The sequence below is a fragment of the Pseudooceanicola nanhaiensis genome (assembly GCF_020171315.1).
Lineage (GTDB): Bacteria > Pseudomonadota > Alphaproteobacteria > Rhodobacterales > Rhodobacteraceae > Pseudooceanicola > Pseudooceanicola nanhaiensis_A.
Window position 1 is genome coordinate 125,228 of the sequence record NZ_JAIUZP010000010.1, and the last position, 21,831, is coordinate 147,058.

21 protein-coding genes are annotated in these 21,831 nt (G+C 67.4%); 19 read left to right on the top strand and 2 right to left on the bottom strand.

What is annotated here, in order from left to right:
* Positions 1 to 57 precede the first annotated feature (57 nt).
* Positions 58 to 1,374, bottom strand: coding sequence for a hypothetical protein (locus LCM32_RS17135; protein ID WP_224822315.1), 1,317 nt, complete (start codon positions 1,372 to 1,374; stop codon positions 58 to 60).
* Between the two features lie 7 nt (positions 1,375 to 1,381).
* Here LCM32_RS17135 and LCM32_RS17140 point away from each other — a divergent pair, with 7 nt between their 5' ends.
* The 12 genes from LCM32_RS17140 (at position 1,382) to LCM32_RS17190 (ending at position 10,254) form a co-directional block, all read left to right on the top strand.
* A complete protein-coding gene (locus LCM32_RS17140; RefSeq protein ID WP_224822316.1) occupies positions 1,382 to 1,546 on the top strand; it encodes a hypothetical protein in 165 nt (54 codons plus the stop codon).
* A 650-nt stretch (positions 1,547 to 2,196) separates the two neighbouring features.
* A complete protein-coding gene (locus tag LCM32_RS17145; protein ID WP_224822317.1) occupies positions 2,197 to 3,003 on the top strand; it encodes an urease accessory protein UreD in 807 nt (268 codons plus the stop codon).
* Between the two features lies 1 nt (position 3,004).
* Entirely contained in the window at positions 3,005 to 3,307 is a 303-nt protein-coding gene (locus LCM32_RS17150; RefSeq protein WP_224822318.1) for an urease subunit gamma, read from the top strand.
* Between the two features lie 22 nt (positions 3,308 to 3,329).
* Positions 3,330 to 3,452, top strand: coding sequence for a PA1414 family protein (locus LCM32_RS22005; RefSeq protein WP_261397799.1), 123 nt, complete (start codon positions 3,330 to 3,332; stop codon positions 3,450 to 3,452).
* On the top strand, positions 3,449 to 3,754 hold the full coding sequence (locus LCM32_RS17155; protein WP_224822319.1) for an urease subunit beta: 306 nt from the start codon (positions 3,449 to 3,451) through the stop codon (positions 3,752 to 3,754). Before LCM32_RS22005 ends, LCM32_RS17155 begins: the two co-directional genes overlap by 4 nt.
* Before the next feature lie 97 nt (positions 3,755 to 3,851).
* On the top strand, positions 3,852 to 4,325 hold the full coding sequence (locus LCM32_RS17160; protein WP_224822320.1) for a hypothetical protein: 474 nt from the start codon (positions 3,852 to 3,854) through the stop codon (positions 4,323 to 4,325).
* 209 nt (positions 4,326 to 4,534) lie between these two features.
* The gene (gene ureC, locus LCM32_RS17165; RefSeq protein ID WP_224822321.1) at positions 4,535 to 6,283 is read left to right on the top strand and encodes an urease subunit alpha; all 1,749 of its coding nucleotides are present in this window, start codon (positions 4,535 to 4,537) and stop codon (positions 6,281 to 6,283) included.
* A gap of 257 nt (positions 6,284 to 6,540) precedes the next feature.
* The gene (locus LCM32_RS17170; protein WP_224822322.1) at positions 6,541 to 6,753 is read left to right on the top strand and encodes a hypothetical protein; all 213 of its coding nucleotides are present in this window, start codon (positions 6,541 to 6,543) and stop codon (positions 6,751 to 6,753) included.
* A 37-nt stretch (positions 6,754 to 6,790) separates the two neighbouring features.
* Positions 6,791 to 7,402, top strand: coding sequence for an urease accessory protein UreE (locus LCM32_RS17175; RefSeq protein WP_224822323.1), 612 nt, complete (start codon positions 6,791 to 6,793; stop codon positions 7,400 to 7,402).
* Positions 7,392 to 8,033 (top strand): urease accessory protein UreF, encoded by a 642-nt coding sequence (locus tag LCM32_RS17180; RefSeq protein ID WP_224822324.1) that lies wholly within the window; start codon positions 7,392 to 7,394, stop codon positions 8,031 to 8,033. The genes LCM32_RS17175 and LCM32_RS17180 overlap by 11 nt, the downstream gene beginning before the upstream one ends.
* A 13-nt stretch (positions 8,034 to 8,046) precedes the next feature.
* Positions 8,047 to 8,673: an urease accessory protein UreG gene (gene ureG, locus LCM32_RS17185; protein WP_224822325.1), complete on the top strand. Its 627-nt coding sequence runs from the start codon at positions 8,047 to 8,049 to the stop codon at positions 8,671 to 8,673.
* 132 nt (positions 8,674 to 8,805) lie between these two features.
* Positions 8,806 to 10,254 carry a TrkH family potassium uptake protein gene (locus LCM32_RS17190; RefSeq protein ID WP_224822326.1) on the top strand — a complete coding sequence of 483 codons (1,449 nt, stop codon included), beginning with the start codon at positions 8,806 to 8,808 and terminating at the stop codon, positions 10,252 to 10,254.
* Between the two features lie 323 nt (positions 10,255 to 10,577).
* Here LCM32_RS17190 and LCM32_RS17195 read toward each other — a convergent pair whose 3' ends face one another.
* Entirely contained in the window at positions 10,578 to 12,362 is a 1,785-nt protein-coding gene (locus LCM32_RS17195; RefSeq protein ID WP_224822327.1) for a trypsin-like peptidase domain-containing protein, read from the bottom strand.
* Positions 12,363 to 12,558: 196 nt separating this feature from the next.
* Here LCM32_RS17195 and LCM32_RS17200 point away from each other — a divergent pair, with 196 nt between their 5' ends.
* The 7 genes from LCM32_RS17200 to LCM32_RS17230 all read left to right on the top strand — a co-directional run bounded on the left by LCM32_RS17200 (position 12,559) and on the right by LCM32_RS17230 (position 21,732).
* On the top strand, positions 12,559 to 13,503 hold the full coding sequence (locus LCM32_RS17200; protein WP_224822328.1) for a glycine--tRNA ligase subunit alpha: 945 nt from the start codon (positions 12,559 to 12,561) through the stop codon (positions 13,501 to 13,503).
* Positions 13,500 to 14,033, top strand: a complete 534-nt coding sequence (locus tag LCM32_RS17205; RefSeq protein ID WP_224822329.1) for a DUF6446 family protein — start codon at positions 13,500 to 13,502, stop codon at positions 14,031 to 14,033. Before LCM32_RS17200 ends, LCM32_RS17205 begins: the two co-directional genes overlap by 4 nt.
* A 239-nt stretch (positions 14,034 to 14,272) precedes the next feature.
* Complete coding sequence (locus LCM32_RS17210; RefSeq protein WP_224822330.1) at positions 14,273 to 15,145, top strand: DUF1206 domain-containing protein; 873 nt, start codon at positions 14,273 to 14,275, stop codon at positions 15,143 to 15,145.
* A 180-nt stretch (positions 15,146 to 15,325) separates the two neighbouring features.
* Positions 15,326 to 15,778, top strand: coding sequence for a ribose 5-phosphate isomerase B (rpiB, locus tag LCM32_RS17215; protein ID WP_224822331.1), 453 nt, complete (start codon positions 15,326 to 15,328; stop codon positions 15,776 to 15,778).
* Between the two features lie 187 nt (positions 15,779 to 15,965).
* The gene (gene glyS / locus LCM32_RS17220; protein WP_224822332.1) at positions 15,966 to 18,191 is read left to right on the top strand and encodes a glycine--tRNA ligase subunit beta; all 2,226 of its coding nucleotides are present in this window, start codon (positions 15,966 to 15,968) and stop codon (positions 18,189 to 18,191) included.
* Positions 18,192 to 18,427: 236 nt separating this feature from the next.
* The gene (locus LCM32_RS17225) at positions 18,428 to 20,962 is read left to right on the top strand and encodes a putative PEP-binding protein (protein WP_224822333.1); all 2,535 of its coding nucleotides are present in this window, start codon (positions 18,428 to 18,430) and stop codon (positions 20,960 to 20,962) included.
* A 155-nt stretch (positions 20,963 to 21,117) separates the two neighbouring features.
* Complete coding sequence (locus tag LCM32_RS17230; protein ID WP_224822334.1) at positions 21,118 to 21,732, top strand: cell wall hydrolase; 615 nt, start codon at positions 21,118 to 21,120, stop codon at positions 21,730 to 21,732.
* Positions 21,733 to 21,831: the final 99 nt, after the last annotated feature.

The window sequence follows — 21,831 nt, forward strand, 5'->3', positions numbered from 1 at the left end:
ATTTTTGTGGAAACAGAGGCCCGGGTCAGCAATCAGACCCGGGACAAGACTGGAAACTTACTGGACGATGCCGGCGTTATTGCCGGTGCCGATCTGGCTGTAGGTGGTGCTGTTGCCATTGCCGAGTTGCAGCACGGCGACCTGGTTGTTGACGCCGTTCTGGCTGCCGGTGATGCTGTTGTCAGAACCTTCCTGAAGCGTGCCGAAGGTATTGCCGCTGCCGATCTGGATCAGCTCGGCCACGTTCAGAACGCCAAACTGCCGGACCACGCCGCGCTCCCAGTTGGCGCTGAAGCTGGCTGCCACAAGGGCCTGTCCGGTCAGCGGATCGCCGTAAACCAGCCCGTCGCCGTTGTTGTTGCCGTCGATGCTGACACTCGCATCGTTCGAAACGCCGTTCTGGTCGATCAGGAAGCTGTTGCCGGTGCTGTTGCCGCCGACGATTTCCACCTCGGCATAGTTGTCGTAGGACAGCTGGATGATGCCGACGGTATTGTCGTTGCCCTGGATCGCCGAGAGCTGGACCTCGTTTTCGTCGCCGTTCTGGTAGATGCCGACATTGGCGCGCTTGCTGTCGAGGTTGACGGCATTGACGGTGTTGTAATTGCCGAACTGCGAAATGCCGAACTGGTTCTCATCGGGCACCGGGATCGACGGGCGGCCATTGATGGTGAGCTCCATCTGGTTGCCGATGCCTTCCTGCACCAGGGTGGAACTGACTGCCCCGGTCACGGCGGCAAAGCCTGCCAGCGAACCGAGGCCGTTCTCGCTGCCCATGATGGTCGCGGTCATTACGTTCAGGCTGCCCGTCTGGCGCGCCGTCGCGATGCGGTTGAGGGTCCCGTCCTGCGTGAGGACCATGTCGTTCGTGTGGCCGTTCTGGCGGGCGAGGTTGATCCGGTTGGTATCACCGCCGGTCTGGGTGATCTCCATCTCGTTCTTGATGGCGCCGGGGGCGTTCACGTAGCTCTGGCTGATGTGGCGCACCACGTTGCTGTCCGAGGATTGCTCCAGGGTGGCGGAGTTCGTCGTCGCGGTGCCGGGCAGGAGGCTCGACAGGGCGCCGGAGCTCTGGTCCACGACCATCGCGACGTTGCCGTCGCCGAACTGGGTGATCTCCAACGTGTTGAGCGCGCCGTCCTGCAGGATCGAGCCGAAGTCGAGGCCCGGCCGCGCGCCGGCGTAGTTGCCATCGCCCGATTGCAGGATCGTCAGCGCGTTCTCGTCGCCGCGTTGCGTCACGCCGCTGGCCGGATCGTTGTACCAGCCCGCAAAGTTGTCGCTGCCCTGCGTCTGGTCGATCAGGGCGCTGTTGGCGCCGCCTTCCTGGAAGAGGAAGGCCGTGTTGTTGTCTGCGATTGCAGCAGAAGCCATCAGCGCGATGACGCTTGCCGAACTGGCGATCAATGTAAGTGACTTCATGACTGTCTCCAATGAATTGGCCATGTCGATGGCATGCAAAGATCGGGGCGCCGGAATCGGCACGCAAAAGGATTTCTCAAATTTCACTAGCCAGAAAATGCGTCCGACCACTGCGGCCGGCTAAAATCGGTTGACTGAGCGGAACTCCCTTTTCCCCAATGGCGCAGGCCAAATTGACCGGCCTCGAATTCGTAGCATGTTTGGTCCATTTCTCGACACATTTTTGCCCGCATTGGGCGCAGGCCAATAAATCAGCATTTTTTGATATAAGTATGTGATTTAATGCGGCATCGTGCGCCTGATTGTTCCCGGTCAGCGGGGCAATCTGCCTGAAAAATGTCGAAAATGTGGCTCGAATTAATCAACCTGTGCGTGCATTTTTGATCCGATGGAAAACCAAGGGTAAATTCCATTCCCGAAAAATAGCGAATCGACAGCTAACTGATTCTCAAATCCTGCGTAATGGCGCCGCCCTGTTCAGGGGTGTTTTTGAGTGTCGAATTCCTTCCGGTAAAATGCCGGGATTGAGAATCGCGACAGCAGAAGGGCTTGGCGGCTGAAGCTGAAGTCGGGGCGTGGCGCCGCTCCGGCACGGGGGGCGCCCATGGCGGGGGCGGGGCGCAGTGCTCAGGATTGCGGCGGCGCGCCCGGCGGGTGCTGCGTCAACGGGGGCGCGCTCGTTTTTTCCTCTCCCAATCCGTTCGAGTATGGGTCACTCTCCCATCAAAGGAGGATGCCGCCATCACCGCAGAAGCCGCTCGACGCCTGACAGAGATGCTCCCGCGCGCGCAAAGAGCGCGCGGTGAACTCGTCCTGTCCGTCAAGCAGGCCCGGGGGCGGTCCCGTATTTCCGACCTGCGCGTCGGCGGCTCCCTCAAGGCGCTTTTCCCCCAGACCCGCGAAACGGCCCTGCAGGCGGTGTTCCTGAACACGGCCGGCGGGATCACCGGCGGGGACCGCTTCACGCTGAACGCAAGGGCAGAGGCGGGGGCGCATCTCGTGATGACGTCGCAGGCGGCGGAACGCATCTATCGTGCACAGCCCGGCGAGACGGGGCGCATGATGACCCGTCTGGATGTCGCCGGTGGGGCGCGGCTGGACTGGCTGCCGCAGGAGACGATCGTCTTCGATCAGGCCCGCCTGCAGCGCCGGATCGACGTCTCGCTGGCCCCGGACGCCCGGTTCCTCGCCGTGGAACCGCTTCTGCTGGGGCGGCTCGCCATGGGCGAGCGTGTGAAAACCGCACATCTGGAAGACCAGTGGCGCATCCGGCGCGGGGATCGCTTGATCTTTGCGGACAATCTGCGCCTTTCGGGTCCGATCGAGGACATTCTCGCCCGCCCCGGTGTCGCGCCGGGCTGCCGGGCCATCGCCACGCTGATCTTCGCGGCCCCCGATGCCGACCTGAAGCTCGCCCCCCTGCGCGCGGCGCTGGGGCAGGCGGGTGCGGCCAGCCTCGTGCGGCCCGGATTGCTCTTCGCCCGCGCCATCGCGCCGGACGGATTTGACCTGCGCCGGAACCTGATCCCCGCGATCGAGGTTTTGTCCGGTACCTCCCTGCCAAGAACATGGACGATCTGACATGCAACTGACCCCCCGGGAAAAGGACAAACTGCTGGTGGCCATGGCCGCCGAAGTGGCCCGCAAGCGGCTGGCGCGCGGCGTCAAGCTGAACCACCCGGAGGCGATCGCCCTGATCACGGATGCCGTGGTCGAGGGCGCCCGTGACGGCCGGACCGTCGCGGACATGATGCAGGCCGGCGCCCAGGTGATCACGGCAGAGCAATGCATGGAGGGCGTGCCCGAGATGATCCACGAGGTTCAGGTCGAGGCGACGTTCCCGGACGGCACCAAGCTCGTCACCGTCCACAATCCGATCCGCTAACTGTCCGAGAAAGGAACAGAGAATGCAGGAACTGATCCGGAAACTGGCAGAGGCCCTCGGCCTCGCACCGCAACCGCAGCTCAGGCCGATCCCCGTGCGGGTGCCTGCGAAATCGCGCAACGACTTTCTTCAGGGCCGCAAATGATCCCCGGTGAACTGTTCCCGGCCGAGGGCAGCCTGACGCTGAACTCCGGCAAGGAGGCGACCATCCTGATGGTCGCCAACACCGGCGACCGCCCGGTGCAGGTCGGCAGCCACTATCATTTCGCCGAGGCGAACGAAGCACTGGATTTCGACCGAGGCATCGCGCGCGGCATGCGGCTGGATATCGCGGCCGGGACGGCCGTGCGCTTCGAGCCGGGCCAGCGGCGCGAGGTCTCGCTGATCCCCATCGGTGGGGCGCGGAAAATCTATGGCTTCAATCAGAAGGTCATGGGCGACCTCTGACAGAAAGGCGCCGCGCCCGAGGGGAGGGCGCGCGTTGCATCGCGGCCGGACAGGCCGCGACACCTGAATGACGAAGGGCAGATACGGAGGGACGGCGATGTATTTCCTTGAAACGGCGATGAGCCTGCAAACCGCGATGTTCGAAGCAGCGGCGCGCCAGTTGGAGCATAACCTGCGCACCGGTCGCAGCATGATGCGCACGGCGCTGCGCTCTCATCCGATGGTGCTGATGCAGACCCTCGCGGCAGAGGCCACTGCCGAAGCGCCCAAGCCTGCCCCGGCGCCGCGCGCCGCGCCCAAGCGCAAGCCCGCCGCCCGGACCGCCCCCCGCAAGGTCGTCAAGCCGGCCGCCACGGCCCCCGCCGAGGCCGCGCCTGCCGCTGTGGCCACGCCGGAGCCCGCCAAGCCCGCGACCAAACCCGCGGCCCGCAAGGCCAAGGCCACGGCCGCACCGAAGAGCCCCGCGAAGGCCAAGCCCGCCGCGACCCGGACAGCCGCCAAGTCGACGCCGCGCCGTCGCGCGCCTGCCGCGCCGCCCGCCATGCCGCCGAAGCCCTCGGATGACAGCTGACCGTGTGACCCGGGCCCTGCGCGGATGGGGCCCCTTGGGGCAGTCCCTCCTGCCTGGTCCGTGGTGCTGCCCGCCCGGCGCGGCTCGACCCGGCCGATGCTCGAGGTGACACGTAAAACTGCCTCGCACGGCTGACCTTTCAGCGCCCCGAGGCCCCCAAGATATACTGCGGGCTCACCAGAGCGACCGCGACGCCCGAAGGAGACGAAATGCCCACCCAAATCTCGCGCGGTGACTATGCCGCGATGTTCGGCCCCACCACCGGCGACCGTCTGCGTCTGGCCGATACCGACCTGATCATCGAGGTGGAGCGCGACCTGATCGCGGAATATGCGGGCATGGTCGCGGGCGGCAACAGCCCCTACTATGGCGAAGAGGTGAAATTCGGCGGCGGCAAGGTGATCCGCGACGGCATGGGCCAAAGCCAGGCCACCCGCGCGCAGGGCGCCGTGGACACGGTGATCACCAATGCGCTGATCGTGGACTACACCGGTATCTACAAGGCCGACGTCGGCCTGCGCGACGGGCGTATCCACAAGATCGGCAAGGCGGGCAACCCGGACACCCAGCCCGGCATCGACATCATCGTGGGCCCCGGCACCGAGGTCATCGCAGGCGAGGGCAAGATCCTCACCGCAGGCGGCTTCGACAGCCACATCCACTTCATCTGCCCGCAGCAGATCGAGGATGCGCTGCATTCCGGCCTGACCACCATGCTGGGCGGCGGCACCGGCCCGGCCCACGGCACGCTGGCCACCACCGTCACCCCCGGCCCATGGCACATGATGCGCATGATGCAGGCGGCGGATGCCTTCCCCATGAACCTCGCCTTCGCGGGCAAGGGCAACGCCTCGCTCCCCGCCGCGCTGGAGGAACAGATCCGCGCCGGTGCCTGTGCCATGAAGCTGCACGAGGACTGGGGCACCACGCCCGCCGCCATCGACTGCTGCCTCTCGGTCGCGGATGACTACGATGTGCAGGTGATGATCCACACCGACACGCTGAACGAAAGCGGCTTCGTCGAGAACACCGTGAAGGCCATGAAGGGCCGCACCATCCACGCCTTCCACACCGAAGGGGCAGGGGGCGGCCACGCGCCGGACATCATCAAGATCTGCGGCGAAAGCTTCGTTCTGCCCTCCTCGACCAACCCGACGCGGCCCTTTACGCGCAACACGGTCGATGAACACCTCGACATGCTGATGGTCTGTCACCACCTCGACAAGTCGATCCCCGAGGACGTCGCCTTCGCCGAGAGCCGCATCCGGCGCGAGACGATCGCGGCCGAGGACATCCTGCATGACATGGGCGCCTTCTCGATCATCGCGTCCGACAGCCAGGCCATGGGCCGCGTGGGCGAAGTGCTGATCCGCACCTGGCAGACCGCCGACAAGATGAAGAAGCAGCGCGGCCGCCTGCCCGAGGAAACCGGCGACAACGACAACTTCCGCGTCCGCCGCTACATCGCGAAATACACGATCAACCCGGCCATCGCGCACGGGCTCTCGCATCAGATCGGCTCCATCGAGGAGGGCAAGCGCGCCGACCTCGTGCTCTGGTCGCCCGCCTTCTTCGGCGTGAAGCCCGAGATGGTGCTGCTTGGCGGCTCCATCGCCGTGGCGCAGATGGGTGATCCCAACGCCTCGATCCCGACGCCGCAGCCGGTCTATTCCCGGCCAATGTTCGGCGCCTACGGCCGCGCGGTCGAAAACTCCGCCGTGGTCTTCGTCTCTGCCGCCGCACAGGCAGAGGGCGTGGGCGCCCGCTATGGTCTCGCCAAGGAGACCGTCGCGGTGCTCAATACCCGCCAGATCGGCAAGAAGGATCTGAAGCTCAACGACGCGCTGCCGCATATCGAGGTGCACCCGGAAACCTACGAGGTCCGTGCGGACGGTGAGCTGCTCACCTGCGAACCGGCAACCGAACTTCCGATGGCGCAGCGCTATTTCCTGTTCTGAGTCGCACCCCGAACAGGCAAACCGCAGCCACGAGAAACGGACAGATATGTCGGTCGAGCAAGAAAAAACGCGTTCTGCCGGGGCAGGGCGCAAAGAAATTTCCCGTTCATTTCGCAGTCGCAGCAAAATCCGTGCTGCGATGCAGCAAATGCATGGCGGGGCTGTCGCATTGGAGGTACTCATGTCACCGCTGCTGACCTACTTTGAAGACCAAGGGGAACACACCCGCAACCCAACGGACTTCAAAGAGGCACACAATGGCAATCGCAACCAACGCTGCACCGGCACGTGGCAAACTGGACAACTTCTTCGCGGCTATCGGCCAGGGCTTCAACGCCTACCTGGAACGCCGCGCCCGCATCGACCAGATCCACGCGCTGAACGCGAAATCGGACGACGAGCTGGCCAAGCTGGGCATCACCCGCGACGAGATCCCGGCCTACGTCTTCCGCGACCTGTTCTATCTCTGAATTCAGGTCGACCTGACTTTCGGATGGGGGGCACGGCATGAGCCAGCTGCCCCCCGCCCGCTCCGTCCTGCGCGCCGTTGCTGCCGACACACCCGTCGCTGACACGGTCACGCTGGATTACGAGGCTCGCTTCCTGCGCCGCAAGGTCCTGACGACCGAAGGCGGCGCCCGCGTCCTCGTCGATCTTCCCGAGACGCTCTCCCTCGACGAAGGGGATTGCTTCGCGAGGGAAGATGGCGCGCTGATCCGCGTCCTTGCCGCCCCCGAACCGCTGATCGAGATCCTGGCCGAGCCTTCCGCGCTCGTGCGCCTCGCATGGCATATCGGCAACCGGCACACCCCCTGCCAGATCGAGCCGACCCGCCTGCTGATCCGCGAGGACCGGGTGATGGCCGACATGCTGTCGCGCCTCGGGGCCCATATGCATCGCGTGACCGCCCCCTTCACGCCCGAAGGCGGCGCCTATGGCATGGGACGCACCCATGGCCACTCCCACGGCGATGATCACGGGCACAGCCACTCCCATGACCACGGGCACAGCCATTCGCACAGTCACTCCCATGGGCACTCCCATGGGCATTCGAGTGGGCATTCCCACAGCCAAGCGCACGCGCATTCCCACGACCACGACCACGATCATGACAACTGACGCGGCCATGCTGCTGCACCAGTGGCTCTCTCCGGCTTTCCCGGTGGGGGCCTTCGCCTATTCCCACGGGCTCGAATATGCCGTCCACGCGGGCGAGGTTTCGGACCGCGCCACGCTGGAGGGCTGGCTGGAGACCGCGCTGCGGCTCGGGGCAGGGCGGTCGGACGCGATCCTGCTCGCCCATGGCTACCGGGCCGATCCGGCAGAACTGGCCGAAATCGCCGAGCTTGCCGCCGCACTGGCTCCCTCCGCCGAACGCCTGCTGGAGACGGAGCAACAGGGCCGCGCCTTTGCCGAGACGGTCAATGCGCTCTACGGCTACGACCTGCCGCCGATGCCCTATCCGGTCGCGCTTGGCGCGGCGGCGGCCCGGCAGGGGCTGCCGCTGGCCGACACGCTTCGGCTCTACCTGCAGGCCTTCGCCGCCAACCTCGCCTCCGCCGCCGTGCGCCTCGTCCCCCTCGGCCAGACCGACGGGCAGCGCGCAGTCATGGCATTGCTGCCGACCTGCGCCGCATTGGCGGCCGAGGCGGAAACCGCCCCGCTGGACGAGATCGGCAGCTGCGCGCTATCCATCGACATCGCCGCCATGCGTCACGAGACGCAGGCGACCCGCCTCTTCCGGTCCTGAAAGGAATTCGCCCATGTCCTCGCCCCACGGTCCCCTCCGCATCGGCCTCGGCGGCCCGGTCGGCGCCGGCAAGACGACGCTCACCGCCAACCTCTGCCGCGCGCTGCGCGATCACCTCTCCATCGCGGTGGTCACCAATGACATTTACACGCAGGAGGATGCCGAGGCGCTGGTGCGCATGCAGGCGCTGACCTCGGACCGGATCATGGGCGTCGAGACCGGCGGATGCCCCCATACCGCGATCCGCGAGGATGCCTCGATCAACCTCGCCGCCATCGCTAAGCTGCGCGAGAGCTTCCCGGACCTCGACGTGGTGCTGGTGGAATCGGGCGGCGACAACCTGTCGGCCACCTTCTCCCCCGAACTGGTGGACCTGACGATCTACGTCATCGACGTGGCCGCGGGCGAGGAAATTCCGCGCAAGGGGGGCCCGGCGATCACCAAGTCCGACATCCTCGTCATCAACAAGACGGACCTCGCGCCCTACGTGGGCTCCGACCTCTCGGTGATGGAGCGCGACGCGAAGATCCAGCGCGGTGCGCGTCCCTTCGTCTTCACCAACCTCAAGACCGGGGACGGCCTGCCGCAGGTTCTCCGCCTGATCGAGGAGATCGGCGGCCTCACCCCGCTGCCCGCCTGATCCATCCACTGTTCCCAAATATCCTCGGGGGGAGGGGCCTCTGGCCCCGGCGGGCAGACAGCCCCCCGTCCCCCGCCCCTCCGCCCACGCGCCGCTTGACCTTTCCCATCAACACCTCCAACCCTGCCCTTCATGTTTGATATCAGACCCGTCGGATACGTGATCGGCCTGCTGGTGGCCTGCCTTGGCCTGACCATGCTGCCGCCCCTTGCGGTGGACATCGCCGAGGGCCGGGGCCACTGGCCTGTCTTCGCGGAATGCGCGGTGCTCACGCTGCTCTCGGGCACGGTTCTGGCGCTCGCCTGCCAGAACTCCAAGAAGGAGGGGCTGACGCTGCAGCAGACCTTCCTGCTGGCGACGCTGGTCTGGATTGCCCTGCCGCTTTTCGGGGCGCTGCCCTTCATGCTCGGCGCGACCGAGGCGCGCTTCGTCGATGCCTTCTTCGAGGCGATGTCGGGCATGACCACCACCGGCTCAACCGTCTTCTCGGGGCTCGACGACCTGCCCAAGGGGCTGCTGCTCTGGCGCGGGATCCTGCAATGGCTGGGCGGCATCGGGATCATCGTCGTGGCGATGGTCTTCCTGCCCGAACTGCGCGTCGGCGGGATGCAGATCTTCCGCTCCGAGGCCTTCGAGACCATGGGCAAAATCCTGCCTCGCGCCACCGCAATCGCGGGCCAGATCTCGGTCATCTACGTGGGCATCACGCTGGCCTGCGCTTTCACCTATCTCGTCATGGGCATGGGCACCTTCGATGCCTCGGTCCATGCGCTGACCACGGTCTCCACCGGCGGCTTCTCGACCCGTGACGCCTCCTTCGGGGCCTTCTCGGGGCCGATGGAATACGCCGCCTCCTTCTACATGATCCTCGCCGCGCTGCCCTTCGTGCGCTACGTGCAGATGATCAACGGCCAGGGCTGGGCGATGTTCTCGGACGTGCAGGTGCGCGGCTTTGCCTGGACGATCTTTGCCCTGACGGGGATGCTCTTCCTCGTGTTGCTGACGATCTTCCCGCACCACTGGGAGCAGAGCCTGCGCGAGGCGCTTTTCAACATCGTCTCGATCCTGTCGGGGACCGGCTTTGCCTCGGTCGATTACATGGCCTGGGGCGGCTTCGCGATCACGCTCTTCTTCTTCGCGGGGCTGATCGGCGGCTGTGCAGGCTCCACCGCTTGTTCGGTCAAGATCTTCCGCTACCAGATCCTGCTCTCCTCGCTGCGCGCGCAGTTCCGGCGCATCCACACGCCCCACGGCGTGTTCATCGCGCGCTACGACGGGCGCCCGATCCCCGAGGACGTGCTCTCCTCGGTGATGTCCTTCTTCGTCTTCTTCATCGTCTCGCTGGGGGTGCTGACCGTGGCGCTTGCCCTGACCGGGCTCGACTTTGTCACCTCCCTGAGCGGCGCCGCCACGGCCCTGGCCAACATCGGCCCCGGATTGGGCGATACGATCGGACCGGCGGGGAATTTCTCCACGCTCAACGACACGGCGAAATGGCTGCTGGCCATCGCGATGCTGGTGGGGCGGCTGGAGCTGATGGTGGTCTACGCGCTGCTGACGGTGAATTTCTGGCGCGCGTGAGGGGGGGGCTGAGGCCCTCATCACAACTGCAAAAACGCAGTCCCCTCGGAATGTTCCGCCCGGCCGTGAGGCCGGGCAGCGCCGACCCGCCCCCCCTGGGGCGGCGCTGCCCTAAGCGAAGGCCAGAGGTGGGCAGCAAGCACTTGGCAGGGGCTTCCACTCAAATCGCAAATGCACCGCGATCGGCGCGCTGCCCCAATCTGTCGCTCCTTGCGCAAGAGGGGGGGCTGGACGGTAGGTTTCCAGCGATGTGACCACCCTACCAACCGCCCCAACGAAAAAGGGCGGCCCGAAGGCCGCCCCGTCTCATCCCGCAAACAGGCTCACTTCCAGCAGGACACCAGCGCCGTCAGGCCCGTCGCCTGCGTCGTCAGGTCCTCCGGCGGCACCGCGGCGCTCGCGACGGAGGCTTCTACCGCCACGCCCGCCTGCGTGAGCGCCGCGCGCAGCGCGCTGCCATCCACGGCGAAGCTCACGTTCTCGGGCAACTGCCGGGTGCCATCGCCCGCAGGCAGCAGCATCCCGACCACCGCGCCGCGCTCGTCCAGCACCGGGCCACCGGCATCGCCGGGGCGGGTCTCGAGCGCAAGGCGGCTCACGCCGGCCTCACCGTCGAGGCCGCGCACATCGGCCAGCTGGCCGAAGGTCAGCGTCGGCGCGCCCAGAACCCCCTCGTAGGAGTAGCCAGCCACCGCCACGGCGGATTGCAGCCGGGCCGGGCCCTCGGCAAAGGCGGCGACACCGATCGGGGCCAGCCGTTCCTCGGGCTCCAGCAGGGCGATCTGGCCGCTGGCATCGGTCGCCACGATCCGCGCGGGGTGGTCGTAGTCGAGGGTGATCCGACCACAGGCGGCCAGCGGTGCGGCGGCGGTGACCACGCGGCCCGCACCATCCACGAAGAACCCGGACTGCGACAGTTCGGGACGGCGGATTTCCAGCCCGCTGACAAGGTCGATGTCCTGCACCGCCTCGTTGCCCGCGGCGGCATCCAGCACGCCGGGCAGGCGGGCGAAGCTCGGGGTCATCTCCTGCAGCATCCGCTGGCGGCGGGTCTCGTCGTTCACGGGCCAGACGAGGATGAAGCCCTTGATCTGGCCGTCCTGCAGCGTCGCCTGCACATAGGTCGTGATCTCGCTGTTGGTGCCCTCGATCGAGAAGCTGCTGCTGCCGCGTTCGCGCGGGCCCTCGACGGGCACGATCGCCAGCGTCTGCAGGATGTCATAGAGGCCGAAGAGCGTGTCTTGCGTGCCCGCCTGGGAAATCAGGACAACCTTCTGCGGGCCGCCGTCGGTGGCCTCGAAATGGACGAAGGGCGCCTCGTAGCGGTCGAAGGCCACCATGGCGGTGGGCATCTTCAGGGCGATGCCCGCGCGTTCGTCACGCACCACCTGCATGTCGAGGCCTTCGAGGATCGCGTAGTAGCTGCGCAGCAGCGCCTCCCGCTGGCGGGTGGTCAGCACGCCCGTCACCTCGTAGCCCTGCGCCGCCTGCCAGGAGGCCATGGCGTTGCGGGTGCCGTTGCCGAAGGCGCCGTCGATGGTGGAATTGTAGTGGCCTGCGTCGCGCAGCGCGATCTGCAGTTCCTCACGCTCGACCCGGGTCAGCAGCTGCTCGCTCTGGCGGGCCTGCCAGACGGTTTCCTCGACCGGGGCCGGTTCGGGCTCGGGCTCCACGACAGCCGGCGTCTCGGGCTGCTGCGGTTCCAGCGTCGTGGTGTCGACCGTTTGCGCGGGGGCAGGGGCCACGGGCGCATCCTGTGTCAGGGCGCCACCGCCCACCGGGTAGAACCGGTCACGGTAGTTCGAGGTGAAGCCGACGTAGGAATCCCGGGGGATCTGGCCCCGTGCGCGCAGGGTGCGCAGCAGATCGCTCGCCTCCTCCTGCGAGTACGGGCCGAGCGCGATGGCGTACCAGCCGCTGCCGAGGGCAAAGCCGTTCACGTCGGGCAGACGGGCGGCATAGCCCCGGGCGACCTCGAGCGCACGGTTCAGGCTTGGCTGGGCCTCGATCTGCACCCAGGCGTCCTCCTGCGGAGCGACGGTCTGGGCCGCGGCCGGGCGCGCAAATAGCGTCACTGCCACGAGCAGGGTGAGAAGAATTCGGATCATGGAAAAGGGCCTCTGCTCAGCGTCTTTTTACAAGTGTTGATCCCGGTTCTACCAAATCTCCCCCCCTGCGCGACCAAATAATGCGTGAGCGGCTGATTGACCCGGACCGCGCCGCCCAATAGGTAGGGCGGCGACAATTTCCTGCGCGGTTGCGGCCTCTCCGGCCCCGCCGCGCCCCCGGTGAAGGTGGCATCAGATGGTGGCAAGCAGCGACAAACCCCGCTCGTTCCAGGAGATCATCCTGCGGCTTCAGGGTTACTGGGCGTCCAAGGGCTGCGCGATCATGCAGCCCTACGACATGGAAGTCGGGGCGGGCACCTTCCACCCGGCCACCACGCTGCGCTCGCTCGGCTCGCGGTCCTGGGCGGCGGCCTATGTGCAGCCCTCGCGCCGTCCGACCGATGGCCGCTACGGCGAGAACCCGAACCGGCTGCAGCATTACTACCAGTATCAGGTGCTGATCAAACCCAGCCCGCCGGACCTTCAGGACCTCTACCTCGGCTCGCTCGAAGCCATCGGCATCGACATGGAGATGCACGACATCCGCTTCGTCGAGGACGACTGGGAAAGCCCGACGCTCGGAGCATGGGGCCTCGGCTGGGAAGTCTGGTGTGACGGCATGGAAGTGTCGCAGTTCACCTATTTCCAGCAGGTCGGCGGCCATGACTGCCACCCCGTCTCGGGCGAGCTGACCTATGGTCTGGAGCGTCTGGCGATGTACGTGCTCGGCATCGACCACGTGATGGACATGCCCTTCAATGATCCGCAGGCGCCGATCGCGCTGAAATACGGTGATGTCTTCCGCCAGACCGAGCAGGAATATTCGCGCTGGAACTTCGACGTGGCCAACACCGAGATGCTGCTGAAGCACTTCGAGGAGGCCGAGGCCGAATGCGAGGCGATCCTGTCGCAGGAGTACGACGATCCCAAGACCGGCAAGCGCATCGTCATGGCCCACCCGGCCTATGACCAGTGCATCAAGGCCTCGCATCTCTTCAACCTGCTCGACGCGCGCGGCGTGATCTCGGTCACCGAGCGGCAGGCCTATATCGGCCGCGTCCGGGCTCTGGCCAAGAAATGCGCCGATGCCTTCGTGCAGACCGAGGCGGGCGGCTGGACCCCGGAGGGTACCGCCGCGTGACCGGCAAGATCCTTGCCGCGGTCATCGTGATCTCGGCCCTGCTGGTGGGCGGTGGTGTCTACTACGCGCAGGTCTATGCCTTCTACGAAGACGTGGTGCCGAACGGTGTCGACGACGTGGTGCTGACCGCGCCGTCGGGCGCCGTGCAGCCCGTGGCCTATTCCGATTTTCGCGCCATCGACGCCGACAGTTCGCCGATCCGCTACCGCGCCTGCTTCATCCTTGATGAGCCGGTCGAGGGCCTCGGTTCACGCTTTCAGGCCTATCCCGCCGCCGACCCGCTGGTCGCGCCGGGCTGGTTCGACTGCTACGACGCCGAGGAGATCGGCGCCGCGCTGGAGAGCGGGCGGGCCAAGGCCTATCTCTCGCGCAGCGATCTCCACTACGGGATCGACCGGGTGATTGCCGTCATGCCCGATGGGCGCGGCTATGCGTGGAACCAGATCAACGCCTGTGGCGCCGTCGTCTTCGATGGAGAGCCGGCCCCCGCCGGTTGCCCAACGCCGCCCGAGAGCCCCGAGCGCCCCTGACGGCCGCCTGAGGACCCGGGTGCCGCAGCCGGGTGCAGCCGGGTGCCGCCGGGCGCCCGGTCCTGTCCGGCCCGATCCCCCGCAGGAGGGAACCGGTCAGGGCCCCCGATCATTGTCTCCCCAAGATCATCAGACCCGCATGTGACGCGCAGGCCCTATCGCCGTCCGTTTGCCGTCCGTGTTCCGCGCATCCGCGCCCTGCCGCGCCCGACCCGGGCGCCGATCGGAGGAGACGTATCATGTCCCAAGACCGCGCCCCCGCCTGGGTCGTGCCCGCCATGCGCTTTGGCTATTCCGCCCGTGGCCTTACCTATGCCCTGCTGGGCGGCCTCGTGTTCAGTGCCGCGCTGACCGGCGGGCAGACCGAGGATACCCAATCCGCCCTCGCCACCCTGCGCGGCGAAAGCTTTGGTCCGCTGCTGCTCTGGGTCCTCGGCGCGGGCTTTGCCGCCTATGCGATCTGGCGGTTCATCTGTGCCTTCATGGACCTTGAACGCCGGGGGCATGATCTGAAGGGGATCGTCGCCCGCCTGGGCCAGACCTTCTCGGGCGGGGTGTCCGCCGGTCTGGCGGTGACCTCCGCCCGGCTTGCCATGGGCGCGGGCGGCGGGGGCGGCGACAGCGCCCGCACGCTGGCCTCGTGGTTGCTGCAACAGCCCTTCGGCAAGTGGCTCGTCATGGCGGCGGGGCTCGTGGCGATCGGGGCCGGAGGCTACTATGGCCTGAAGGCGCTGAAGGAGAAGTACAAGGCACACATGCGGGCCACCCCCACCAGCCGCAAGCTGGACCCGGTGGTGAAGGCGGGCCTCATCGCCCATGGCATCGTGATCGCGATCATCGGCGGGTTCCTTGTCTACGCGGGCTTGACCTCGGACCCCAGCGAGGCAGGCGGCATGACCACCGCCTTCGAGGCGGTGCGGGCCCAACCCTACGGGCAGGTCCTGCTGGCGGCGCTTGCGCTCGGCCTCGTGGCCTTCGCGGTCTATTGCTTCGTCGAGGCGCGTTACCGCGTCGTGCCCGCCCGTGCAGGCGACGATGTCACCACGCTGGCCGCCCGCGCCCGGGCCAAGGCCGAGGGCGCAACCCGGCGGATGGCCTCCCAGATCGGCTGACGCACCGGGCGGGGCCTGTGCCCGGGGGGCAGGAGCCTGCGACCCGCGGAGTGCGCCATGGCCGCAGGCCGCAAAGCGCAAGAATGCTGGCGTGACGCGGCCCGATGCGGTAGGCGGCGCGGGAGGGAGAGCCGATCTGCCGCGCCTCCCGCTGACATCTGCACAGACCGGGGGCCTCTCGTGACCGTATCCAAACGTATCGTTCTTTCCAGCGACCACGCCGCGATCCCGCTGCGGCAGGCGATCGCCGCCCATATCACCGCGCAGGGCTGGGAGGCCGTCGACATCGGCCCCACCACGCCCGAGAGCACCCATTACCCCAAGCATGGCGCCGCCGCGGCGCGCAAGGTCGCCTCGGGCGATTGCCGTCTGGGGATCATCCTCTGCGGCACCGGGCAGGGGATCATGATGGCCGCCAACAAGGTGCCCGGCATCCGCTGCGGCGTCTGTTCCGACACCTTCTCGGCCAAGATGATCCGCGCCCACAACGACGCGCAGATCCTCTCCATCGGCGCGCGCGTCGTGGGCGAGGGGCTGGCGCTGGAGATCGTCGATGCCTTCCTGAACACCGAGTTCGAAGGCGGCCGTCACGCCACCCGTGTCGACATGATCGAGGCCCCCGAGGCCGAGTGACGCCCCGGCAGGCGGCCTAACGCCCGCCTGCTACCCGGCCCACGCCCCCTGCGCGGGGCCCGGACACCCGCGAAGGGGCCGCAAGGGCGGGATTTTCCGCACCGGTCTCTGGACGCTCCGCGCCCCCTTCGCTATTCCCGACCGCAACGCGCCCGCAAGGCGCCCCACGCAGGCTGGATGAACCGACATGCCCGATCTCCTGATCGAACTCTTCTCCGAGGAAATTCCCGCGCGGATGCAGGCTCGCGCCGCCGAGGACCTGAAGAAACGCGTGACCGATGGTCTCGTCGAGGCCGGTCTGACCTATGCGGGGGCCGCCGCCTTCCACACGCCGCGCCGCCTGACGCTGGCGCTGGACGGGCTGCTGGCCGAAAGCCCCACCCGGCGCGAAGAGCGCAAGGGCCCGCGCGTCGACGCCCCGGAAAAGGCGCTGGAAGGCTTCCTGCGTGGCGCAGGCGTATCGCGTGAGGACCTGAAGGTTCAGGACGACAAGAAGGGGCAGGTCTACGTCGCCGTGATCGAGACCCCGGGCCGCCCCGCGGCCGAGATCGTGGCCGAGGTGCTTGAGACGACGATCCGCAATTTCCCATGGCCCAAGTCGATGCGTTGGGGCGCAGGCCCGCTGCGGTGGGTGCGCCCGCTGCATTCGATCCTCTGCATCCTGACCGACGAGGCCGGCGCCTCTGTCGTGCCGATGGAGATCGAGGGTATCAAGACGGGCAACAGCACCCGCGGCCACCGCTTCATGGCGCCCGCCAGCTTCACCGTCACCTCCTTCGACGACTACGCCGCCAAGCTGAAGCGCGCCTTCGTCGTGCTGGATGCGCAGGAGCGCGCGGATCACATCTGGCAGGAGGCCACCAACCTCGCCTTCGCGCAGGGCCTCGACGTGGTCGAGGACAAAGGCCTGCTGGCCGAGGTCGCGGGCCTCGTCGAGTGGCCGGTGGCGCTGATGGGCGAGATCGGGGCGGATTTCCTCGCCCTGCCGCCGGAGGTGCTGCAGACCTCCATGAAGGAACACCAGAAATTCTTCTCGGTGAAGAACCCCAAGACCGGGCGGATCGAACGCTTCATCACCGTGGCCAACCGCGAAACCGCCGACAACGGCGTGACGATCCTCGCGGGCAACCAGAAGGTGCTGGCCGCGCGTCTGTCAGACGCCAAGTTCTTCTGGGAAAACGACCTGCGGATCGCCAAGGCTGGCATGACCGACTGGCTGGACCAGCTGGAAAACGTGACCTTCCACAACAAGCTGGGCAGCCAGGCCGACCGGGTGCGGCGCATCGCGGCGCTGGCGGGCGAGATCGCGCCCTTCGTGGGTGCGGACCCGGCGCTGGCCGAGCAGGCGGCCAAGGTCGCCAAGGCCGACCTCTCCTCCGAGATGGTCTATGAATTCCCCGAGCTTCAGGGCCTCATGGGCCGCTACTACGCCGAGGCCGCAGGCCTGCCGGCCGAGGTGGCCGAGGCCTGCGAGACCCACTACCAGCCGCTTGGCCCCTCCGACGCTGTGCCCGGCGGTGCCGTGGCACAGGCGGTGGCGCTGGCCGACAAGCTGGACACGCTGACCGGCTTCTGGGCCATCGACGAGAAGCCCACCGGCTCGAAGGACCCCTTCGCGCTGCGCCGTGCCGCCCTCGGCGTGATCCGTATCCTGCTGGAATCGCAGGCTCGCATGGCGCTTGAGCCGCAATTCGGCGCACAGCTGGTGCGGCATGAGATCAAGCAGGCCGATGGCGCGGCAGCGGCGGAACTGGCCGCGCTGGAAGACCTCGTCGAGGAGATCGCCAAGCATGGCGTCTTCGGCGCGGCGCTGCGCACCGTGATGGACCGCCTCAACGGCGAGGCGCCGCTGCTCGACACGCTGAAGGCGCGCGTGCCGGATGCGGCTGCCGACCTGCTCTCCTTCTTCCACGACCGCCTCAAGGTGCACCTGCGCGATCAGGGGCTGCGCCATGACGTGATCGACGCCTGCCTCGCCATGCCGGGCAACGACGACCTCGTCGGGCTGGTGAAGCGGGCCGAGGCGCTTGGCGCCTTCCTCGCCACCGAGGACGGCGTCAACCTGGTGCAGGGCTTCAAGCGGGCGAACAACATCCTGACCCAGGCCGAGGAGAAGGACGGCGTCTCCTACGAGTTCGGGGCCGACGTGAAATTCGCCGAGACCGACGAGGAGAAGGCGCTCTTTGCCGCGCTCGACGGGGCCAAGGGCAAGATCGACGCGGCCGTGGCGGCGGAAGATTTCGAAGGCGCGATGCAGGTCATGGCCGACCTGCGCGCCCCGATCGACGGCTTCTTCGAGGCGGTGCAGGTGAACAGCGACAACCAGGTCGTGCGGCGCAACCGCCTGAACCTGCTGTCCACCATCCGTTCGACCGTTCTGGCGGTGGCCGACCTGACCCGGATCGAGGGCTGATCCGCCTCGGGCCCGGCCCCCTGCGGATCGGGTCACGCGCCAGGATTCTCCTGTTGAAACAGGGCAATGGGGGCTGTCTGCCCCCCTTGTCCCGCGCTCTGCGCGCGGGACAATTCCCCCCGAGGATATTTCGGAACAATGGATGATCCCGGGGCAGCGCGGGGAGTTTTCCTTGCCTCGTGACGCGCGGCGCGTATTCTGCGCCGAAAAGAGGTGCCGCAGTGCAGCAGCCCGAGATGACCCTGATCACCCCGACCGCGCCCCTGACCGTGGCGCAGCATGGCGGGCGTGCGAAATGCCTGCAGCGCCTTGTGCGCCTCGACCTTCCCGTGCCGCTGACGGTTGCACTCTCCTTCGACGAGGTGCACCGGATCGCCGCCGGGGAACTGCCTGACGTCAAGCGCCTGCTGGCGCCCTTCGGACCGGCGCCGCTGCTTTGCGTGCGGCCCTCCTCGGAGGACCCGGACTGGGGCGGGCCGGGGGCGGTGCTGAACATCGGCATCAATGACGATCGCCATGCCGCGCTCTGCGAGAAGCTGGGCGAACCGGCGGCGACGGGGCTCTACATCCGGTTCGTGCAGGCCTATGCGATCCACGTGGCCCGTCTCGACCCCGACATGTTCGACGGGCTGGAGATGGAGGGCCCGGAGGGGCTGAAGGCGGTGCTGGAGGCCTACGAGGAGGAGACCGAGGAGGTCTTCCCGCAGGATCCGGGCGTGCAGCTGGCGGCGGTTCTGCGCTCCATGGCGCGGGCCTGGGAGGGGACGACGGCCCGGCTGCTGCGGCAGGCCAAGGGCGCGCCCGCCGATGCGGGGCTTGGCCTCGTGGTGCAGGAGATGGCGCTGGGGCTGGGGCAGGGGGAATGCGGCTCGGGCGTGATCCAGCTGGTGAGTTCCGCCACCGGGCTGCCGAAGATCACCGGGCGCTACCTGAGCCAGAGCCAGGGTCGGGAAGCGCTGGCGGGCGGGGCCTCCTCGCTCTTCCTCGCGCGCGATCCGCGCGGGCCCTCGCTGGAGGAACTGGCGCCAGCGGCCTTCGACCAGCTGATCGCGCACACGCGGCTGATGCGGATCAAGCTGCGCGAGGAGATGCAGACCGAGTTCACCATCGAGAACGGGCAGGTCCATGTGCTGGACGGGGTGCGAATCCCGCGGTCGTCCCGTGCCGCGGTGCGGATCGCGGTCCAACTGGCGCAGGAGGGGATCATCCCTCGGCAGGAGGCGCTCCTGCGGGTCGAGCCGCGGGCGCTGAACGAGATGCTGCACCGGCAGGTGGACCCGGACGCGCCGCGCGACGTCATCGGGCAGGGCATCGCTGCCAGCCCCGGCGCGGCCGCCGGACGCATCGTCTTCTCTGCTGCCGAGGCGCAGGCCGCGGCCGCCCGGGGCGAGCCCTGCATCCTCGTGCGCCGCGAGACCTCGCCCGAGGACATCCGGGGCATGCATGCGGCGGTGGCCGTGCTGACCGAACGCGGCGGGATTACCAGCCATGCAGCGGTGATCGGCCGGGGCCTCGGCCTGCCCTGCGTGGTGGGGGCGAGCGACCTGAAGTTCAACCTGATCAAGGAACAGCTGACCGCCGGGGACGGTCGCCGGTTCCGCGCCGGCGACGTGATCACGGTGAATGGCACCAACGGGCAGGTGCTGGCCGGGGAGGCGCCCCTGCTGGAGGCCGCGCAGGACGAGGCCTTCCAGGCGCTGATGACCTGGGCCGAGGCGGAGAGCGACATCGGTATCCGCGCCAACGCCGACACGCCCGCCGACGCGCAGACCGCGCGCAACTTCAACGCCGAGGGCATCGGGCTCTGCCGGACGGAGCATATGTTCTTCGAGGCGGACCGGCTGACGGTGATGCGCGAGATGATCTTTGCCGACCGGCCGGAGGACCGGCGCACCGCCCTGGACCGGCTGCTGCCGATGCAACGCGACGATTTCGTCGAGCTGTTCCGCATCATGCAGGGGCTGCCGGTCTGCATCCGGCTGTTCGATCCGCCGCTGCACGAGTTCCTGCCCTCCGACCGCAACGGGCTGCGCGAGCTGGCCGAGGCGCTGTCGCTGCCGCTCTCGACCGTGACCCGGCGGGTGGAGGGGATGGGGGAATACAACCCCATGCTGGGCATGCGAGGCGTGCGCCTCGGGATCACCATCCCCGAAATCTACGACATGCAGGCCCGCGCCATCTTCGAGGCGACGCTGGCGGCCAGCCGCGAGGGCGCCCCGGTGGTGCCCGAGATCATGATCCCGCTCGTCTCGGCCAAGCGCGAGGTGGAGCTGGTGAAGACCCGGATCGACGCCGTCGCCGCTGCCGTGCGAACCGAGCGCGGGCGCGACTTCACCTACCGGCTGGGCGTCATGGTGGAGACCCCGCGCGCCGCCCTGAGGGCGGGCGAGATCGCCCCCCATGCGGCCTTCCTGTCTTTCGGGACGAACGACCTGACGCAGATGACCTACGGGCTCTCGCGCGACGACGCGGGGCGGTTCATGTCGGCCTATGTGCAGCAGGGGGTCTACCCCGAGGATCCCTTCCACACGCTCGACACCGAGGGTGTGGGAGAATTGCTCGAGATCGGGGCCGATCGCGGCCGTGCAGCACGAAAGGATCTTGTGCTTTCGATATGTGGTGAACACGGCGGTAACCCCGAATCAATCGCCTTCTGCCGGAAGGCCGGATTCAACTATGTGTCGTGTTCGCCTTTCCGGGTTCCCGTCGCCCGGCTTGCCGCGGCCCAACTGGCCCTGCGCTCGATTGGCGAAAATACGCCTACGAATTGAAAGCAGATTCAACAGCTTGTCTGTGTAAACGCATCATGACGCAACGAGTTCCCAAGGTTTAAAAAGTCTCAAGACTCGACGGTATGGTCCATTTCCTTTAGGGCATCTCGACGATTGCCGCCTTGGGGACCGCGGCTGCTTGGGATCGGGACGTGATGCGACTGAAAATTCTGACGGCACTTCTCTGCGTTTTCGCAGGTGCAGCGACGGCTGAGACGGCCGTGAGCGGGCTCGTGAAGCAGGAGCAGACCTCGCTCAACAGGCTCTCCGAGGGCAAGCTGGGTGACCTGCTCAAAAAACCGGCAAAGTCGAAGGTGGAGTATTCCCGCGACTGGCTGGCGAAGCAGCCCAAGGCAGCAGGTGATGCCGAATGGCAGTGCCTGTCCGAGGCGCTCTACTTCGAGGCGCGCGGTGAGAGCGTGAAGGGCCAGTTCGCCGTGGCGGAAGTGATCCTGAACCGTGTCGACAGCCCCGACTTCCCGAACACCGTCTGCGGTGTCGTCAAGCAGGGCACCGGTCGCAAGTACGCCTGCCAGTTCACTTACACCTGCGACGGCAAATCCGATGCAATCCGCGAGCCCAAGGCCTACGTGAACGTCGGCAAGGTGGCCGAGGCGATCCTCGCCGGGGCCCCGCGCGAGCTGACCGGCGGCGCCACCTATTACCACACCCGCGCGGTGAACCCGAAGTGGTCGCGCAAGTTCGCCAAGACGGCGACGATCGGTGTGCACTTCTTCTACAAGCCCCCCACGCGCGTCAGCGTGAACTGATCGCCCTCGCGGCGCGGCCGCGCCCTGCGAAGGGGCGGGGCGCCACGCTGACGGCGGCGTATGGCCGGAGAGCGACGTGCCGGGGCCGGGTGCCCTTGC

Coding starts and splice junctions, on each gene's coding strand:
- LCM32_RS17135 (WP_224822315.1), bottom strand. CDS start 1,374: ATGGCTTCTGCTGCAATCGCAGACAACAACACGGCCTTCCTCTTCCAG.
- LCM32_RS17140 (WP_224822316.1), top strand. CDS start 1,382: ATGACGCTTGCCGAACTGGCGATCAATGTAAGTGACTTCATGACTGTC.
- LCM32_RS17145 (WP_224822317.1), top strand. CDS start 2,197: ATGCTCCCGCGCGCGCAAAGAGCGCGCGGTGAACTCGTCCTGTCCGTC.
- LCM32_RS17150 (WP_224822318.1), top strand. CDS start 3,005: ATGCAACTGACCCCCCGGGAAAAGGACAAACTGCTGGTGGCCATGGCC.
- LCM32_RS22005 (WP_261397799.1), top strand. CDS start 3,330: ATGCAGGAACTGATCCGGAAACTGGCAGAGGCCCTCGGCCTCGCACCG.
- LCM32_RS17155 (WP_224822319.1), top strand. CDS start 3,449: ATGATCCCCGGTGAACTGTTCCCGGCCGAGGGCAGCCTGACGCTGAAC.
- LCM32_RS17160 (WP_224822320.1), top strand. CDS start 3,852: ATGTATTTCCTTGAAACGGCGATGAGCCTGCAAACCGCGATGTTCGAA.
- ureC (WP_224822321.1), top strand. CDS start 4,535: ATGCCCACCCAAATCTCGCGCGGTGACTATGCCGCGATGTTCGGCCCC.
- LCM32_RS17170 (WP_224822322.1), top strand. CDS start 6,541: ATGGCAATCGCAACCAACGCTGCACCGGCACGTGGCAAACTGGACAAC.
- LCM32_RS17175 (WP_224822323.1), top strand. CDS start 6,791: ATGAGCCAGCTGCCCCCCGCCCGCTCCGTCCTGCGCGCCGTTGCTGCC.
- LCM32_RS17180 (WP_224822324.1), top strand. CDS start 7,392: ATGACAACTGACGCGGCCATGCTGCTGCACCAGTGGCTCTCTCCGGCT.
- ureG (WP_224822325.1), top strand. CDS start 8,047: ATGTCCTCGCCCCACGGTCCCCTCCGCATCGGCCTCGGCGGCCCGGTC.
- LCM32_RS17190 (WP_224822326.1), top strand. CDS start 8,806: ATGTTTGATATCAGACCCGTCGGATACGTGATCGGCCTGCTGGTGGCC.
- LCM32_RS17195 (WP_224822327.1), bottom strand. CDS start 12,362: ATGATCCGAATTCTTCTCACCCTGCTCGTGGCAGTGACGCTATTTGCG.
- LCM32_RS17200 (WP_224822328.1), top strand. CDS start 12,559: ATGGTGGCAAGCAGCGACAAACCCCGCTCGTTCCAGGAGATCATCCTG.
- LCM32_RS17210 (WP_224822330.1), top strand. CDS start 14,273: ATGTCCCAAGACCGCGCCCCCGCCTGGGTCGTGCCCGCCATGCGCTTT.
- glyS (WP_224822332.1), top strand. CDS start 15,966: ATGCCCGATCTCCTGATCGAACTCTTCTCCGAGGAAATTCCCGCGCGG.
- LCM32_RS17225 (WP_224822333.1), top strand. CDS start 18,428: ATGACCCTGATCACCCCGACCGCGCCCCTGACCGTGGCGCAGCATGGC.
- LCM32_RS17230 (WP_224822334.1), top strand. CDS start 21,118: ATGCGACTGAAAATTCTGACGGCACTTCTCTGCGTTTTCGCAGGTGCA.